The organism is Aneurinibacillus sp. REN35 (assembly GCF_041379945.2).
In the GTDB taxonomy this organism is placed as follows: Bacteria; Bacillota; Bacilli; order Aneurinibacillales; family Aneurinibacillaceae; genus Aneurinibacillus.
In genome coordinates, this window is the sequence record NZ_JBFTXJ020000003.1 from 346787 (window position 1) to 361277 (window position 14491).

19 protein-coding genes are annotated in these 14491 nt (G+C 48.0%); 18 read left to right on the forward strand and 1 reads right to left on the reverse strand.

The features are described from left to right. The first annotated feature begins 46 nt into the window (after nucleotides 1-46). Entirely contained in the window at nucleotides 47-223 is a 177-nt protein-coding gene (locus AB3351_RS08130) for a DUF2768 family protein (RefSeq protein WP_371146625.1), read from the forward strand. Here the strand turns inward: AB3351_RS08130 and AB3351_RS08135 are convergent. Beyond that, nucleotides 213-428 carry a hypothetical protein gene (locus AB3351_RS08135; RefSeq protein WP_371146626.1) on the reverse strand — a complete coding sequence of 72 codons (216 nt, stop codon included), beginning with the start codon at nucleotides 426-428 and terminating at the stop codon, nucleotides 213-215. The two genes, AB3351_RS08130 and AB3351_RS08135, sit on opposite strands and share 11 nt — an antisense overlap. Nucleotides 429-529: 101 nt before the next feature. Here AB3351_RS08135 and AB3351_RS08140 point away from each other — a divergent pair, with 101 nt between their 5' ends. The 17 genes from AB3351_RS08140 (at nucleotide 530) to aroH (ending at nucleotide 14405) form a co-directional block, all read left to right on the forward strand. After that, on the forward strand, nucleotides 530-877 hold the full coding sequence (locus tag AB3351_RS08140; protein ID WP_371146627.1) for a 2Fe-2S iron-sulfur cluster-binding protein: 348 nt from the start codon (nucleotides 530-532) through the stop codon (nucleotides 875-877). Then, nucleotides 874-1614, forward strand: coding sequence for a hypothetical protein (locus tag AB3351_RS08145; protein ID WP_371146628.1), 741 nt, complete (start codon nucleotides 874-876; stop codon nucleotides 1612-1614). The genes AB3351_RS08140 and AB3351_RS08145 overlap by 4 nt, the downstream gene beginning before the upstream one ends. Before the next feature lie 230 nt (nucleotides 1615-1844). Then, nucleotides 1845-3323, forward strand: coding sequence for a stage IV sporulation protein A (gene spoIVA, locus AB3351_RS08150; RefSeq protein ID WP_371146629.1), 1479 nt, complete (start codon nucleotides 1845-1847; stop codon nucleotides 3321-3323). A gap of 238 nt (nucleotides 3324-3561) precedes the next feature. Then, the gene (locus AB3351_RS08155) at nucleotides 3562-3834 is read left to right on the forward strand and encodes an HU family DNA-binding protein (RefSeq protein WP_371146630.1); all 273 of its coding nucleotides are present in this window, start codon (nucleotides 3562-3564) and stop codon (nucleotides 3832-3834) included. A gap of 126 nt (nucleotides 3835-3960) precedes the next feature. Further along, entirely contained in the window at nucleotides 3961-4524 is a 564-nt protein-coding gene (gene folE / locus AB3351_RS08160) for a GTP cyclohydrolase I FolE (RefSeq protein WP_371146631.1), read from the forward strand. 245 nt (nucleotides 4525-4769) lie between these two features. Next, nucleotides 4770-4997: a trp RNA-binding attenuation protein MtrB gene (gene mtrB, locus AB3351_RS08165; RefSeq protein WP_371146632.1), complete on the forward strand. Its 228-nt coding sequence runs from the start codon at nucleotides 4770-4772 to the stop codon at nucleotides 4995-4997. Nucleotides 4998-5169: 172 nt separating this feature from the next. Continuing rightward, nucleotides 5170-5979 (forward strand): heptaprenyl diphosphate synthase component 1, encoded by an 810-nt coding sequence (locus AB3351_RS08170; RefSeq protein WP_371146633.1) that lies wholly within the window; start codon nucleotides 5170-5172, stop codon nucleotides 5977-5979. Nucleotides 5980-5982: 3 nt separating this feature from the next. After that, a complete protein-coding gene (locus tag AB3351_RS08175) occupies nucleotides 5983-6717 on the forward strand; it encodes a demethylmenaquinone methyltransferase (RefSeq protein ID WP_371146634.1) in 735 nt (244 codons plus the stop codon). Then, nucleotides 6714-7577: a UbiA-like polyprenyltransferase gene (locus AB3351_RS08180; RefSeq protein WP_371146635.1), complete on the forward strand. Its 864-nt coding sequence runs from the start codon at nucleotides 6714-6716 to the stop codon at nucleotides 7575-7577. Before AB3351_RS08175 ends, AB3351_RS08180 begins: the two co-directional genes overlap by 4 nt. Beyond that, on the forward strand, nucleotides 7574-8164 hold the full coding sequence (locus tag AB3351_RS08185; RefSeq protein ID WP_371146636.1) for a UbiX family flavin prenyltransferase: 591 nt from the start codon (nucleotides 7574-7576) through the stop codon (nucleotides 8162-8164). The genes AB3351_RS08180 and AB3351_RS08185 overlap by 4 nt, the downstream gene beginning before the upstream one ends. A 13-nt stretch (nucleotides 8165-8177) precedes the next feature. Further along, complete coding sequence (locus tag AB3351_RS08190; RefSeq protein ID WP_371146847.1) at nucleotides 8178-9020, forward strand: menaquinone biosynthetic enzyme MqnA/MqnD family protein; 843 nt, start codon at nucleotides 8178-8180, stop codon at nucleotides 9018-9020. Nucleotides 9021-9052: 32 nt separating this feature from the next. After that, nucleotides 9053-10006, forward strand: coding sequence for a heptaprenyl diphosphate synthase component II (gene hepT / locus AB3351_RS08195; protein ID WP_371146637.1), 954 nt, complete (start codon nucleotides 9053-9055; stop codon nucleotides 10004-10006). Between the two features lie 103 nt (nucleotides 10007-10109). Beyond that, nucleotides 10110-10559: a nucleoside-diphosphate kinase gene (gene ndk, locus AB3351_RS08200; RefSeq protein WP_371146638.1), complete on the forward strand. Its 450-nt coding sequence runs from the start codon at nucleotides 10110-10112 to the stop codon at nucleotides 10557-10559. Between the two features lie 202 nt (nucleotides 10560-10761). Beyond that, nucleotides 10762-11538, forward strand: a complete 777-nt coding sequence (locus AB3351_RS08205) for a CheR family methyltransferase (protein ID WP_371146639.1) — start codon at nucleotides 10762-10764, stop codon at nucleotides 11536-11538. 228 nt (nucleotides 11539-11766) lie between these two features. After that, a complete protein-coding gene (gene aroC / locus AB3351_RS08210) occupies nucleotides 11767-12927 on the forward strand; it encodes a chorismate synthase (RefSeq protein ID WP_371146640.1) in 1161 nt (386 codons plus the stop codon). A gap of 3 nt (nucleotides 12928-12930) precedes the next feature. Next, nucleotides 12931-14031, forward strand: coding sequence for a 3-dehydroquinate synthase (gene aroB, locus AB3351_RS08215; protein ID WP_371146848.1), 1101 nt, complete (start codon nucleotides 12931-12933; stop codon nucleotides 14029-14031). Beyond that, nucleotides 14031-14405 (forward strand): chorismate mutase, encoded by a 375-nt coding sequence (aroH, locus tag AB3351_RS08220; protein WP_371146641.1) that lies wholly within the window; start codon nucleotides 14031-14033, stop codon nucleotides 14403-14405. The genes aroB and aroH overlap by 1 nt, the downstream gene beginning before the upstream one ends. The last annotated feature ends 86 nt before the right edge of the window (nucleotides 14406-14491 follow it).

The window sequence follows — 14491 nt, forward strand, 5'->3', positions numbered from 1 at the left end:
ACGTCCAACAGATAGGATTATTTTTACAGATGAAGAGGGAGGCCCTATGCATTTGATGTTCTATGCGCTGAGTGCGATTGCTCTTATGATCGTCTCTAGCGTCACGATTGTATTTGCTCGTAAGCTGCGGCGTCGTCTGGTCAGATTCGCCTTGTCCACTGTCGCGTATACGAGCTTGATCGTTGCCTTTTTCCTTATGGTTGCTGTACTCATTACTTTCTAGTACCCGGTTCCATATTGCGGGCTTTGATGTATTTGTGAAGCAGAAGCAGCACAATATAAAGCCCGCCAATGGCAATACCTGACCATAGTACGGTAGGAGCGGTATGTTCTGCATTCGCAATCAAAAATACAGGTGTGAAGAGTACGATACCGAAGAAAAAGGTACCGCCAAGTGCCACCTTAATCCATTCGCGGCTCATCAGCATAGCGTTCAGCCTCCTTTACGCATAGAATCAAGCATAGTATGAGCGCCTGACGCGGACTTTATCCGCGGATGGTTTGTGTTATATAAGCAGCAGGAGTTGTTATGATGCCAAAAATTACATTTGCTCCGGCCATGCGTCAGATACAGGTGCGTACCGGAGAGACGATATTGCGTGCCGCTTCGAAAGCAAGGATTGCCATTTCGCAACGCTGCGGCGGCAAAGGCGCCTGTACGATGTGCAAGGTACAGGTTGCGCCTGATAGCCTTTTGTCCCCGCCGCTGGCAAAGGAGAAAAAAATGATTGGTGAGGAGAACCTAGCATGCGGGATGCGGCTTGCCTGTCAGGCCAAAATTCAAGGGGAGACACATGTGCAGATAGCAGAGAGTCGCATGCAGGCGATTGTGCGCGCTCAATTGGAAAAACAAAGGCAGGAGAGAGAAGAAGAATGATAAGAAGGATTTCATACAGGCGCAAGGCGTGGTTGGTAGGACTTGTGCTTATATGTGCTTGTGCTGTCGCGCTGTCCGGATGCGGTTATCCGCGCGGGCAGCTGCTCCAGAATACAGCACCCCCTGTCCAACAGATTAAGATGGTGCAGGATGCGGTCGATCAATTTCAAAAAGAAACAGGCGTGCTCCCCATTGCAACCCGCAATGCGGACACACCGGAGTTTGAGAGGTATCCTGTAGATTTTTCGAAGATTATGCCTAAATATATTCCCTACATTCCAGGAGCGGCGTTCGAGGCGGGCGGCAATTACATGTTCGTGCTGCTGAATGCGGAGAAGAAGCCGGAAGTGCGGCTGATTGATCTTACGGTATCGCAAGGTGTCCAGACCATGCAGGAAAAAGTGAGTCGATTTTTTGCGGATAAGAAAGAGTTCCCGTTTGGTCAGAAGGCTGGGGATGGATACTACTTTATTGATTTTGCCAAGCTACGTATGGGAGAGGAGACCATTCTCAGCCACTTTAGTGAACAGCCGCTATCGTATGTAATCAACGAGCGTGGGCAGGTAGGGGTTGATTACGCTATGGATCTAGCAATGGCTCTTACCAATGCCGCGAAAAAACCTGGACCAAATGAAGATGTGCGTTATGTTCTTGCTGATGTATCGCCGCTTGCCCCGGTTAAATCCTTTCCGTATCGCCTGATTAATGGTGAACCGAAACTCGTCCCACAAAAATAATGAATCCATATACGTTTTCATAAAATACTGGTATATCTTTGTTTCCCTTGCCATATCTTGTACAAAGCAGGACAGGGCAGGGCACGCAGATGATGACAGCGGGAGCCCGGCGCAGCTCCCGCTGTTGTTGTTTGGGCCGATTAAGGTCTAAATTTTCCGTCGCCCTCATAAAATGTGTAGTGTCCTTATAGTACAAGAAGTAGATGGAAGAAACGCGAGGAGGTAACCAGGTGGAACGTGTAGATATTTTCAAAGATATTGCAGAGCGTACGGGGGGAGACATCTATATCGGCGTGGTCGGCCCTGTTCGTACTGGTAAATCAACATTTATTAAACGTTTTATGGAATCGATCGTCATCCCAAGTATTCCGTATGAGGCAGAACGGATTCGGGCTGTGGACGAACTGCCGCAGAGCGCTGCCGGCAGAACGATTATGACAACAGAACCCAAATTCGTGCCGAACAATGCAGTATCCATCCATGTCGCTGACGGGCTTGACATTAACGTACGTCTTGTCGACTGTGTGGGGTATGCAGTTGAAGGTGCGCGCGGGTATGAAGATGAAAACGGGCCGCGCATGATTACAACTCCGTGGTATGATGAGCCGGTTCCTTTTGAAGAAGCGGCAGAGCTTGGTACGCGCAAGGTTATCCAAGAACACTCGACGCTCGGTGTAGTCGTCACCACGGATGGGACAATCGCCGAGATTTCGCGCCGGGATTATGAAGCGGCCGAGGAACGTGTTATCGCCGAATTGAAAGAAGTAGGCAAGCCGTTCGTGATTGTCGTCAATTCCACTCAGCCAGCTCGTCCGGAGACGACGGCTTTGCGCGCTGCGCTCGAAGAAAAATATGATGTGCCGGTGCTTACGATGAGTGTTGACTCGATGGATGAGCGAGAAGGGCTCTCCGTTTTGCGTGAGGTGCTATTCGAGTTCCCTGTGCATGAAGTGAATGTCAACCTTCCATCCTGGGTCATGGTGCTGCATCAGGACCACTGGCTGCGCCAGAATTTCGAGGAAGCGGTTCGTGAAACCGTTAAAGATATTCGTAGGCTGCGTGATGTGGACCGTGTGGTAGGATATTTTGGAGAATATGAATTTATCGATCGTGCCGCTTTGGCTGATATGAATATGGGTCAGGGTGTGGCGGAAATCGATTTATATGCACAGGAAGAGTTGTATGATCAGATTCTTATGGAAATTGTAGGTGTAGAAATTCGTGGGAAGGACCATTTGCTGCAGCTCATGCAGGAATTTAGCCTGGCGAAAAAAGAATACGACAAAATCTCAGGCGCACTAACGATGGTCCGTCAGACCGGATACGGCATTGCACCGCCTTCCCTTGAGGAAATGAAGCTGGATGAACCAGAGATTATTCGCCACGGCTCCCGCTTTGGTGTTCGCTTGAAAGCAACCGCTCCTTCTATTCATATGATTCGTGTCGATGTAGAATCGGAATTCGCTCCGATTATTGGTACGGAGAAGCAGAGTGAAGAGCTGGTGCGCTACTTGATGCAAGATTTCGAAGAGAACCCGCTCAGCATCTGGAATTCAGATATCTTTGGCCGTTCGCTTAACTCCATTGTGAACGAAGGCATTTCCGCTAAACTGTCCATGATGCCGGATAATGCGCGTTACAAGCTGCAGGAAACGCTTGAGCGCATCATTAATGAAGGGTCAGGCGGTTTGATCGCAATTATATTATAAGCAGTATGAGAGATGAGAATGTGCAGAAGAACACCGGCTTCTCCTTATAAGGAGGAAGCCTTTTTCTTTTACATGAGGCTCGATAAGGTGAATATTAGGCGAAATCCCTTGAATTACTGTGTTTTCTATATTAATATTAGCTTGTCCACCTTTAAAAAAACCTTGCGTTACGTATATTTATCCTATATTTGGTTAACAACGTATAACAAGATGACCCCTTTGGGAGGAGGTGAATGATATGAACAAGACAGAATTGATCACGAAAGTATCTGAAGTAGCCGAGCTCACGAAGAAAGACGCAACGAAAGCGGTTGATGCGGTATTCGATGCGATTACAGAAGCGTTGAAGGACGGGGAAAAAGTACAGTTGATCGGATTTGGTAACTTTGAGGTGCGCGAGCGTGCTGCCCGTAAGGGTCGTAATCCGCAAACTGGCGAAGAAATCGAAATTGCTGCTAGCAAGGTACCTGCCTTCAAACCGGGTAAAGCCCTGAAGGAAGATATTCAATAGTGGCGTACATACCGCCATTGGACCTTATTCATCCATTTATGGCAGAGCAAACAGGGGAGCTGTACGGTTGTACAGCTCTTTTGCTATCTATGCTCCTATTTTATTAGGCATCTATGGAGGTGTGACATGAAGATTGACCACGAAAAAATCGAACAAGCGGTACGCATGATTCTTGAGGCGGTCGGAGAGAACCCGGATCGCGAAGGGTTGCTTGATACGCCTGCGCGTGTGGCGCGTATGTACGAAGAGACATTTGCGGGGCTTACCCAAGATCCAAAAGACTATTTTTCCGTCGTGTTCAGTGAAGATCATGAAGAGCTTGTATTGGTAAAGGACATCCCATTCTATTCAATGTGTGAGCATCATCTTGTTCCGTTTTACGGTATGGCGCATGTGGGCTACATTCCGCGTGGAGGCCGCGTAACTGGATTGTCTAAGCTGGCGCGCGCTGTAGAAGCAGTAGCCAAGCGACCGCAACTTCAGGAGCGGATTACATCGACAGTAGCCGATTCCATTATGGAGACACTAGAGCCGCACGGTGTTGTGGTAGTAGTAGAGGCGGAGCATTTGTGCATGACAATGCGCGGTGTAAAGAAACCGGGTGCCAAAACCATCACCTCTGCTGTACGTGGTATTTTCGCCAAAGACCCAGCCTCGCGCGCGGAAGTATTTAGCTTAATTAAAGGATAGCATTATAGAGAGCGTTTCTTATTTGTTTAAAAGTTGCGTTTCCGGTGCATGTTAAGACCGAGGTGAACGCGTGATGAACAAGATCAAAACGATGTATTGGCTGTGGCTGTTGCCGCTTGCTCTGCTCATCGCTTTCGTATACGTCAGCTTCTGGCTGTATAGATAAACGTTGACAGCGCTTCCCTTTTGCGCGATAGTTAAAGCCGAAGCCCATTTCAGGCCAGATAGAAGAGGGGGAGCATATTATGAGCGGATCAACGAATGAATTTATTGTGATTAAAGCGCTGGAGAATGGCGTTAATGTCATCGGATTAACGCGCGGTGAGTCAACGAAGTTTCACCATTCTGAAAAACTTGATAAAGGCGAAGTTATGATCGCCCAGTTCACTGAGCATACATCCGCAGTTAAAGTACGTGGCAAAGCTGTTATCCAAACAAGTAACGGTACAATGGATACGCTGGTGGACAAGTAAAGAAAAAACAAGCAGGCATCTGCTTGTTTTTTCTTAAGAATACGAAGATAAACCATGATATAGCTAAACAAGAAATATATAATAGCATAGTGTAGTGCGAGTAGTAGTATGGTATACTTTATAAGTATGTTTTCAGTGAGCGTGGAACGTTTTTTTGGGGGATGCATAACAAATGAATCTTTTGCGACATGATTTTCAGGAAGAAATAGAAGAGATTATGCGGCAGATTAAGCAAAATGCCGAAAATCGTGTTCTTTACCAATACGTTGACAATCCGCCCATCTCGCAGCTTCGCGTATGTCTGCTGTATCTTTTTTTGCGGCAGCATGGAATCGCCGGTACAGCTCTGCATAACTATATTGTGACTGCTATGCTGATCCAACTCAGCCTTGATAGTCATGAGACGGTTAGCTTGCACAAGGAAGAGGCAACGGCAGGCATTCGCTCCCGTCAGCTTACAGTGTTGGCAGGGGACTATTTCAGCAGCCGGTATTACTATTTGCTTGCCCATATGGAAGATATCCGGGCGATTCATCAACTGGCGCGAAGCATTCAAGAGATAAATGAGTGGAAGATCGGCCTATACTGGGAGAACAACTGGACAGCAGAACAATATTTGCAGCGGAAGGTAGCGATAGAATCTTCACTTCTCCGTTCCTTTAGCAGTGTATATGGCGGGGAGGCTGCAGACCTTTGGATGCGCATTTTTTCACAGCTGATTCTTGTTGAGCAGCTGCTTAGGGAGTACAAGGCTTCACAGCTTGAAGAAAGCGCAGGGCGCTATTTCAATCTGCTGAGCAGTGAAGAAGGCAAGCATACGGCTTATCAGTTCATGCTGCAGCAGATCCACAAGACTTTGCATCAGTGCCGTAAGCTCATTGGACAAGTCGCTGGAGAAGAGTGGCGTGCAGAATTAAAACATCTGGTGGAGCGGTGTACCGAGGAGTTGGACAACCAGAAAGCAAGGGCAGAGGAGATGTAAACCATGCGGGAGAATTTGCGGGGGGAACAAAAGGCAGAGTATGTACATTCGGTATTCGAATCGATTGCCAAAGAATACGACCGGATGAACTCTGTTATTAGTTTTGGCCGCCATGGTGCCTGGCGCGAGTATACAAATAAGCGCATGGGTGTACGGGAAGGCCAAAGCGCGATTGACTTATGTTGTGGTACGTGCGATTGGACGATCAGCCTTGCTGAAGCAGTTGGCCCGTCGGGTAAAGCTGTAGGATTGGATTTCAGTCAGAACATGCTCGATGTAGGGGCAAAAAAAGTTCAGACTAAAGGGTTAAGTCAAGTAGAACTTGTGAATGGGGATGCGATGCGCATTCCGTATCCGGATAATACATTTGATTATGCGACAATTGGTTTTGCCCTGCGTAATGTACCGGATTATAAGCAGGTAATCCGCGAGATGGCACGGGTGGTCAAGCCGGGCGGCCAGGTGGTATCGCTTGAAGTAAGTAAGCCGCCTTTTGCTCCGTATCGTAAGCTGTTCTTTTTTTATTTCTATAACCTTTTGCCGCTTGTCGCTCGCATGGTGGTGGACAAGTATGAGGAATACAGTTGGCTGCCTCAGTCGCTAACCAACTTTCCTGACAGTAAGCAGCTTGCCGAAGTATTCCGAGAAACGGGGCTTGTCGATGTACAGACCAAGCTTTTCGTAGGCGGGGTTTCCGCTCTTCATATCGGTTTTAAGAAGCAGGTGGATCAACCATGAAAAAATTAAAAATTATTTTGGAAATGATTAAGTTTGAACATACGATTTTCGCACTTCCCTTTGCTTTTATGGGTGCGATTCTCGGAAGTATTGTTGTCAATGGCACATGGCCAACATGGAGCCAGATTTTCTGGGTGATTGTGGCAATGGTCGGCGCACGCAGTGCAGCGATGGCATTGAATCGGCTGATTGACCGGAATTTTGATGCGGACAATCCGCGTACGGCAATGCGCGCGATCCCGGCAGGGCTTCTAAAGGAAAAGGAAGTGCTATTATTTATTATTGTTTCCTTTGTCGTGCTGTTTTTCGCCGCATTTCAGCTGAATATGCTGGCAGTTAAGCTGCTGCCGATCGCCGTGTTCTTTCTTGTATTTTATTCATATACGAAGCGGTTTACCTGGGCGTGTCATCTGGTGCTTGGCGTCGCCATCGGACTGGCTCCGCTCGGAGGATGGGTCGCAACGACGGGACAAATCGATTGGATGGGGCTTTTGCTATTTGTTTCCGTGGCGCTTTGGACAGCGGGATTTGATGTGATATATGCCTGCCAGGATGCGGAATTTGACCGCAAGCGCGGCCTCTATTCCATTCCTAGCTACTTCGGTATCGCTAAAGCACTGAAGCTGGCCAGAGTGTTCCATATTGTGACGATTGCAGGGTTTATCGGCCTGTTCTTTGTGACAAGCCTGCATATTTGGTTTGCGGTCGGCGTTGTCATCGCAGCTGCGATTTTGATTTATGAACACCGTCTCGTGTCACCCAACGATTTATCAAAGTTAAATACGGCGTTTTTCACGATGAACGGAGTTTTGAGTGTGGTCGTATTCTCGTTTACGATCCTTGATTTGGTGATGAGATGAGAAAGGTATTTGTTGTCGGAATTACGGGGGCGAGCGGTGCTGTATATGGTGTGCGCCTCGTACAACAACTGCTCCTTCATGACTATAAAGTGCATATGATCGTGACAGAAGCTGGCTGGCAGGTTTTTCACGAGGAATTGGAGTGGGACACGACAGATCGGAACGCCGTGCTTGCGGAGCATTTTCCGCAGGTGAGAGGAGAGCTTCATTACCATACGCTGCGTGACTTTACGGCACCTGTGGCGAGCGGTTCATATCGCAGTGATACGATGGTTATCATTCCGTGTTCAATGGGAACGTTATCGGGCATTGCACATGGTGCGTCGGGCAATCTGCTTGAGCGAGTAGCGGATGTCATGCTTAAGGAAGGCAAAAAGCTTGTGATCGTACCGAGAGAGACGCCGATGAACGTCATTCAGCTTGAAAACATGACAAAGCTGGCGCAGGCCGGTGCGCGCATCGTGCCGGCTATGCCTGGATATTACCACAAGCCGCAAACCATGGATGATCTGATTAACTTTGTAGTAGGCAAGGTATTGGATACACTTGATGTTCCGCATGATTTATTCCGCCGTTGGGGAGAGTGAAATCGTGTCTACAATGAAAATCGGTAAAATTACCTTTAGCAACATCATGCCTATTTATCATTTTTTTCGTACGGATCAGTTCCATGAGCATCAAGTGGAATTAATTCCACAGGTTCCTTCGCAGCTTAATCGTGGAATGGCAGCGGGAGAGATTGATATGGGACCGATTTCTTCGTTTGAATATGGTCGTAATTATAAAAAATACGAAGTGCTTCCTGATTTATCGATCAGCTCTAAAGGAAAGGTACGCTCCATTTTTCTTTTCTCGAAACGTCCAATTGAAGAGCTGAAAGAAGCCAGTATTGCGCTGACAGACAAATCAGCGACATCGAATAATCTGCTCAAAATCATATTGGAGAAGTTCTATCAGGCTTCCCCGACTTATGAAGAGATGCCTGCCAATCTTGACAAGATGATGACCACATATGATGCGGCGCTGCTGATTGGTGATGATGCGCTGCTTGCGTCTTGGAATAATCCTGGCTATTATATGTATGATCTTGGGGAATTATGGTATCAGCATACCGGTCTATGGATGGTGTTTGCTGTTTGGGCTGTACGGCGCGATGTGTCGCTTCATCGGCCTGAACTTTTGCGCAGTGTACACAATGAGTTTTTGCGAAGCAAACGCAAGGGATTTGCTGAATTAGATGAGGTCGTAGCGCAGGCGAAGAAGGAATTCGGTGCAACAGCGGAATTTTGGAAAATATATTATACCGGGCTGTCGTACGATTTTACCCCAGAACACAAGCGAGGGCTTGAGTACTATTATGCGTGCGCAGCAGATATGGGATTGCTTGCGGAGCCTGCGACAGTGGAGGTTTTTAGCACGGATTCCGGGCAGTCGGCTGGATAAGCCAGAGAGAAGAACCAGTTGGGTGGATCATAATGAAACTAACAGATATTTTTTGGCCGTTCCGGTCGGACATGAATTATATCGAACGTGAGTTGGACAGGGCTATCGATACGACGGAGCCTGTACTGCAGAAGACGTCGAGTCATTTACTTAAGGCGGGGGGAAAGCGCATTCGTCCTGTCTTTGTGCTGCTGGGTGGTAAGTTTGGCAGCTATGACATTGAACGGCTTAAGTATGTAGCAGTTCCGCTTGAGTTGATTCATATGGCAACGCTTGTCCATGATGATGTAATCGATAATGCTGAGCTTCGACGTGGGAAGATGACGGTAAAATCAAAATGGGACAATCGAATTGCCATGTATACGGGCGATTATATTCTCGCTCGTGCGTTGATGCTGGCAACAGAGCTGCCCAATCCACAGATTCATAAAATCCTATCGCGGGCGCTTGTTGATCTGTGCATTGGAGAGATCGAACAAATTCGTGATCTGAATAATTGGGAGCAGAACCTGCGCCAGTATTTGCGGCGTATCAAGCGTAAAACAGCCCTGCTAATCGCCATTAGCTGTCAGTTAGGAGCGCTTGCGGCGGGAGCCGCGCCAGAGGTTGTGCGTAAGCTGTATACGTACGGTTACAATGTAGGCATGGCGTTTCAGATTACCGATGATATTTTGGATTTTGTAGGGGAAGAGAAGAAGCTTGGAAAACCTGCGGGAAGCGACCTGCGCCAAGGAAACATTACACTTCCGGCCCTGTATATGTACCATAAAAGCAGTCATGCTGCCCAGTTCCGCGCATTGGCGAGAGAAAATCGAGCAGATGAGATGATTCAAATGATCCGTGAGGGGGAAGGGATTACTGTTGCCCGCAAGCTGGCCGACCGGTATTTAACCCGTGCCTCACAGGCGTTGGATGAATTGCCGGATAACCGGAATCGGGATGCCCTGCTTAAAATCGCCCGTTTTATTGGTGAACGACAATTTTAAGCGAAAGTTGCAAATGTACCCTGAATTTGTTAAAATTTTCGTTGTGTGCTAACACAAGATACATAGCAAGACAACTATAAAAAATAACTGGAGGTTATAATACATGGCGAAACAACGCACTTTTATCATGGCAAAACCAGACGCTGTACAGCGCAATCTGATCGGTGACATCATGCAGCGCTTTGAACGTAAAGGATTCCATTTAATTGGCGCAAAATTAATGAACGTGCCACGCGAGCTGGCAGAAGAGCATTACTCTGAGCATAAAGAGAAGCCTTTCTTTGGTGAGCTTGTGGATTTCATCACATCCGGCGCAGTGTTTGCAATGGTATGGGAAGGCGAGAATGTAATCGCAACAGCTCGTAACATGATGGGTAAAACAAATCCAGCAGAAGCTGCTCCAGGAACGATCCGCGGCGACTTTGGCATCAGCATGGGCATGAATATTATCCACGGCTCTGATGCTCCGGAAACGGCTGAGCGTGAGATCGCGCTTTGGTTTAAAGAAGGCGATCTGCACCAATACGAAAAAACAATTAACAAATGGATCTAATTTTGTTACACAGGCGATGAAAGTCGCTTCGTATAGCGAGGATAGAGCAGGTGAGAGCATGATGCTTTCGCCTGCTTTTTTTGCGGCTGAGCTGGCGCCTTACTGCTAGAGGGATGGAGATTTCGTGAAAAGGCAGGAGAAAAAGCGCGTGTCGCGAATACTATTCTAGTAATGTTTGTGAGGAATAGAAGGGGATAATGTGATGGAAGACAGAGATTTTGTACTTTTTATTGACAAAGTAAAGCGTAAAACAGGTATTGATCTGGCACTGTATAAGGAAGCGCAGATGAAACGCAGATTGACCTCGCTGCGCACGAAGAGAGGCTTTAACACGTTTGAGAGCTTTTTTGAAGCGATGCTAAAAAATCCGGAATTGTTCAATGAGTTCTTGGATCGCATGACGATAAATGTATCGGAATTCTTTCGCAATCCGAGTCGCTGGGACGTGCTGGAGACAAAGATTCTGCCGCGTCTACTAAAAGAGCGTGGAAAAGTAAAGTGCTGGAGTGCCGCCTGTTCTACCGGCGAAGAACCCTACTCGCTTGCGATGCTGTTGTCACGCTTTATGCAACTGCGCGAGATTGATATTACAGCTACCGACATTGACGAAGGAGCGATCGCAAAAGCGAAGCGCGGCCTATACACAGAGCGGTCTTTACAAGATGCCCCGAAAGATTTGGTGGCTAAGTATTTCAAAAAAGACGGAATTATGTATACTCTCTCTGATGAGATCAAACGTCTTATTACATTTAAGCGGCACAATATGCTGGCCGATTCGTTTGATAAAAATTTTGATCTAATTATTTGCCGCAATGTAATGATTTATTTTACAGAAGAAGCGAAGAATGAGCTGTATCACAAATTTGCCTCCTCGCTTCGCTCAGGCGGCGTGCTGTTTGTGGGCAGTACAGAACAGATTTTTCAGCCGCAGCAATACGGATTTGAACCGGAGGACACGTTCTTTTATCGCAAGATATAAAATTCGTATAAAAGGTCTGCAAAAACGCTGCATGAATGGTATGTAGCGTTTTTTTCTGAATTTTAGCTAGGATTTTCTCGGAGGCTATACTATAATAGCACTTAAAAAATGAAACGACTGTCGGATAATCAGGCAGTTGCGTTTTATTCTAGGAGCAAGCAGACACGGAAGCGGGAGATAAGATGCATCGCGCTTTCCGAACAAATACAGAAGAGGGTGGAGAAAAAGATGCGCTATTTAACAGCAGGAGAATCACATGGACCACAATTAACAGCAATTATCGAAGGAGTGCCTAGCAATCTGCCTCTTTCCGTAGAAAAAATTAACGAAGAGCTTTTGCGCCGTATGAAAGGGCATGGCCGCGGACGTCGTATGCAGATCGAAAAGGATCAGGTGAAGATTGTAGCAGGTGTGCGTCATGGTAAGACAACGGGTGCACCGATCTGTCTTGTAGTGGAGAATAAGGATTGGACCCACTGGCAGAATATTATGAGCCCTGAGCCGGTAGAGGAAGGCGAAGACAAGCGCCGTGTTTCACGCCCGCGTCCGGGACATGCAGACTTAAACGGCGCTCTGAAATACAATCAGCGGGACATGCGCAACATTCTCGAACGCTCAAGCGCTCGCGAGACAGCAGTTCGCGTAGCGGTAGGTGCGGTGGCGCGTCAGTTATTAGAACAATTCGACATTATTGTCGGAGGTCACGTTCTACGTATTGGCGAAGTGGAAGCAAAGCAGATGGATGTGAGCCTTGAGGACATGATGCGAATTACGGAAGAGTCGCCGGTTCGCTGTCTTGACAGTGAAGCCGCACAGAAGATGATGGACTTAATTGATCAGGCAAAAGCGGATGGTGATTCCCTCGGCGGTATTGTAGAAGTCATCGCGCAGGGTCTGCCGGTTGGGCTTGGCAGCCATGTACAGTGGGACCGCAAGCTTGATGGAAGGCTCGCTCAAGCGATCGTGAGCATCCAGGCATTTAAAGGCGTGGAAGTGGGCATTGGATTTGAAGCGGCGGCACGCCCCGGTTCGCAGGTGCATGATGAGATTGTTCTTGATGAGCAGGGACGCTATACCCGCAGCACAAATCGTGCAGGTGGTTTAGAAGGTGGTATGACAACCGGGATGCCTGTAGTTGTACGCGGTGTTATGAAGCCGATTCCGACATTATACAAGCCGCTTGGCAGCATTGATATCGATACGAAGGAGTCATTTGCCGCAAGTATCGAACGCTCGGACAGCTGCGCTGTGCCTGCTGCAAGCGTTGTGGCAGAAGCGGTCGTATGCTGGACATTGGCAGATGCCTTGTGTGAGAAGTTTGCCGGAGACTCGCTCGAAGAGATGAAGGCTAACTATGAGAGCTACAACCAACATGTGGAGAGATTCTAAGTGATGAAGCAGCTCACGGTAGAACTCGGAGAACGCACGTACCCGATTTGGATTGGGCCAGGCGTGCTGGAGAGACTCCCACATTTGCTAGCCGAGGCGGGAATCGATAATGGTCGCAAGTTGTTTATTGTAACGGATGAACATATAGCGTCCCTGTACTTAGATAGGACAGAGTCTGTGCTTCGCAGCGCCGGGTATGCTGTGTATCATCATATTGTGGCGGCAGGAGAGAAAGCGAAAAGCTTGTCTGTGTATGAGCAGATTATGACGCAGGCATTAGAATCGGGCTTGGATCGAAAATCAGCGTTTTTGGCGCTTGGCGGTGGGGTTGTCGGAGATCTTACAGGGTTTGTCGCGGCGACCTATATGCGCGGCGTTGATTTTGTGCAGATTCCAACAACATTGCTTGCCCATGATAGCAGTGTCGGCGGCAAAGTTGCCGTCAATCATCCGCTTGGAAAGAATATTATCGGCGCATTCCATCAGCCGCGTCTCGTCGCGTATGATACAGCCCTTCTGCGCACGCTTCCTCCACGCGAAGTGGCCGCGGGATTCTCAGAGGTGGTTAAGCATGGCTTAATCTGGGACGAGGCGTTTGTAACATGGCTTGAACAGAATGCAGAAGGACTTCAGAACTTCGATGATGAACTGCTGCAGGAGGCATTGCTTCGAGCCTGCAGCGTGAAGGTTGCTGTCGTATCCGAGGATGAAACAGAGCAGGGCTTACGCGCCATTTTGAATTTGGGCCATACGTTTGCTCATGCATTTGAAGCGTTATGCGGCTATGAGCGATTGAATCACGGTGAAGCGGTGGCGATTGGAATGGTTGCGGCTGCGCTGCTGGCTGAGAAGCTGGGCATGGCTGCACATATTAGCGAGCGTACACGCCGTGTTCTGGCCAAGTATCGACTGCCAACTGCATTGCCTTACGCATTGAGCGAGGATGATATTATCGAGACGATGCGGCGCGATAAGAAGGGAGAAGGCGGCAAGCTTGTATTTGTGCTTCCTGTTGCCATTGGCGAAGTAGAGATTAGAAAAGGTGTGGATGAAGAGGCGGTACGTGATGTATTGCGCGTACTGCAAGAAGGAGGAGAAGCATAATGGCAGTTCGGGGAATTCGTGGTGCAATTACTGTTGCTGCGAACGAAGAGGCTCTTATTCTAGAGGCGACGGAGCGATTGATTCAGCAGATTATCGAGACCAATGAGATCGAAGCAGATGATGTGGCAAGTGTGATCATCACGGTAACAAACGATTTGAATGCGGCATTTCCTGCGCGTGGTGCACGTGCAATTCCTGGCTTTGATCTGGTACCGCTTATGTGTTCGAATGAAATCCCTGTGCCAGGAAGCCTTGAGAAGTGCATCCGTGTGATGATGCTGGTGAATACAGAGAAGGCGAGCCGCGATGTTCGACATGTCTTCTTAGAAGGTGCGGCAGCCCTGCGTCCCGATCTGAATCCGCACGTGAAATAAATACGGAAGTAGTTGACAGCGAGGCAGAAAGCCGCTATGCTGATAGCAACCGTAACAGATTGAGTTGAGAGTTTGAGAGCGAGAGA

Coding starts and splice junctions, on each gene's coding strand:
- AB3351_RS08130 (WP_371146625.1), top strand. CDS start 47: ATGCATTTGATGTTCTATGCGCTGAGTGCGATTGCTCTTATGATCGTC.
- AB3351_RS08135 (WP_371146626.1), bottom strand. CDS start 428: ATGCTGATGAGCCGCGAATGGATTAAGGTGGCACTTGGCGGTACCTTT.
- AB3351_RS08140 (WP_371146627.1), top strand. CDS start 530: ATGATGCCAAAAATTACATTTGCTCCGGCCATGCGTCAGATACAGGTG.
- AB3351_RS08145 (WP_371146628.1), top strand. CDS start 874: ATGATAAGAAGGATTTCATACAGGCGCAAGGCGTGGTTGGTAGGACTT.
- AB3351_RS08155 (WP_371146630.1), top strand. CDS start 3,562: ATGAACAAGACAGAATTGATCACGAAAGTATCTGAAGTAGCCGAGCTC.
- folE (WP_371146631.1), top strand. CDS start 3,961: ATGAAGATTGACCACGAAAAAATCGAACAAGCGGTACGCATGATTCTT.
- mtrB (WP_371146632.1), top strand. CDS start 4,770: ATGAGCGGATCAACGAATGAATTTATTGTGATTAAAGCGCTGGAGAAT.
- AB3351_RS08170 (WP_371146633.1), top strand. CDS start 5,170: ATGAATCTTTTGCGACATGATTTTCAGGAAGAAATAGAAGAGATTATG.
- AB3351_RS08175 (WP_371146634.1), top strand. CDS start 5,983: ATGCGGGAGAATTTGCGGGGGGAACAAAAGGCAGAGTATGTACATTCG.
- AB3351_RS08180 (WP_371146635.1), top strand. CDS start 6,714: ATGAAAAAATTAAAAATTATTTTGGAAATGATTAAGTTTGAACATACG.
- AB3351_RS08185 (WP_371146636.1), top strand. CDS start 7,574: ATGAGAAAGGTATTTGTTGTCGGAATTACGGGGGCGAGCGGTGCTGTA.
- AB3351_RS08190 (WP_371146847.1), top strand. CDS start 8,178: ATGAAAATCGGTAAAATTACCTTTAGCAACATCATGCCTATTTATCAT.
- hepT (WP_371146637.1), top strand. CDS start 9,053: ATGAAACTAACAGATATTTTTTGGCCGTTCCGGTCGGACATGAATTAT.
- ndk (WP_371146638.1), top strand. CDS start 10,110: ATGGCGAAACAACGCACTTTTATCATGGCAAAACCAGACGCTGTACAG.
- AB3351_RS08205 (WP_371146639.1), top strand. CDS start 10,762: ATGGAAGACAGAGATTTTGTACTTTTTATTGACAAAGTAAAGCGTAAA.
- aroC (WP_371146640.1), top strand. CDS start 11,767: ATGCGCTATTTAACAGCAGGAGAATCACATGGACCACAATTAACAGCA.
- aroB (WP_371146848.1), top strand. CDS start 12,931: ATGAAGCAGCTCACGGTAGAACTCGGAGAACGCACGTACCCGATTTGG.
- aroH (WP_371146641.1), top strand. CDS start 14,031: ATGGCAGTTCGGGGAATTCGTGGTGCAATTACTGTTGCTGCGAACGAA.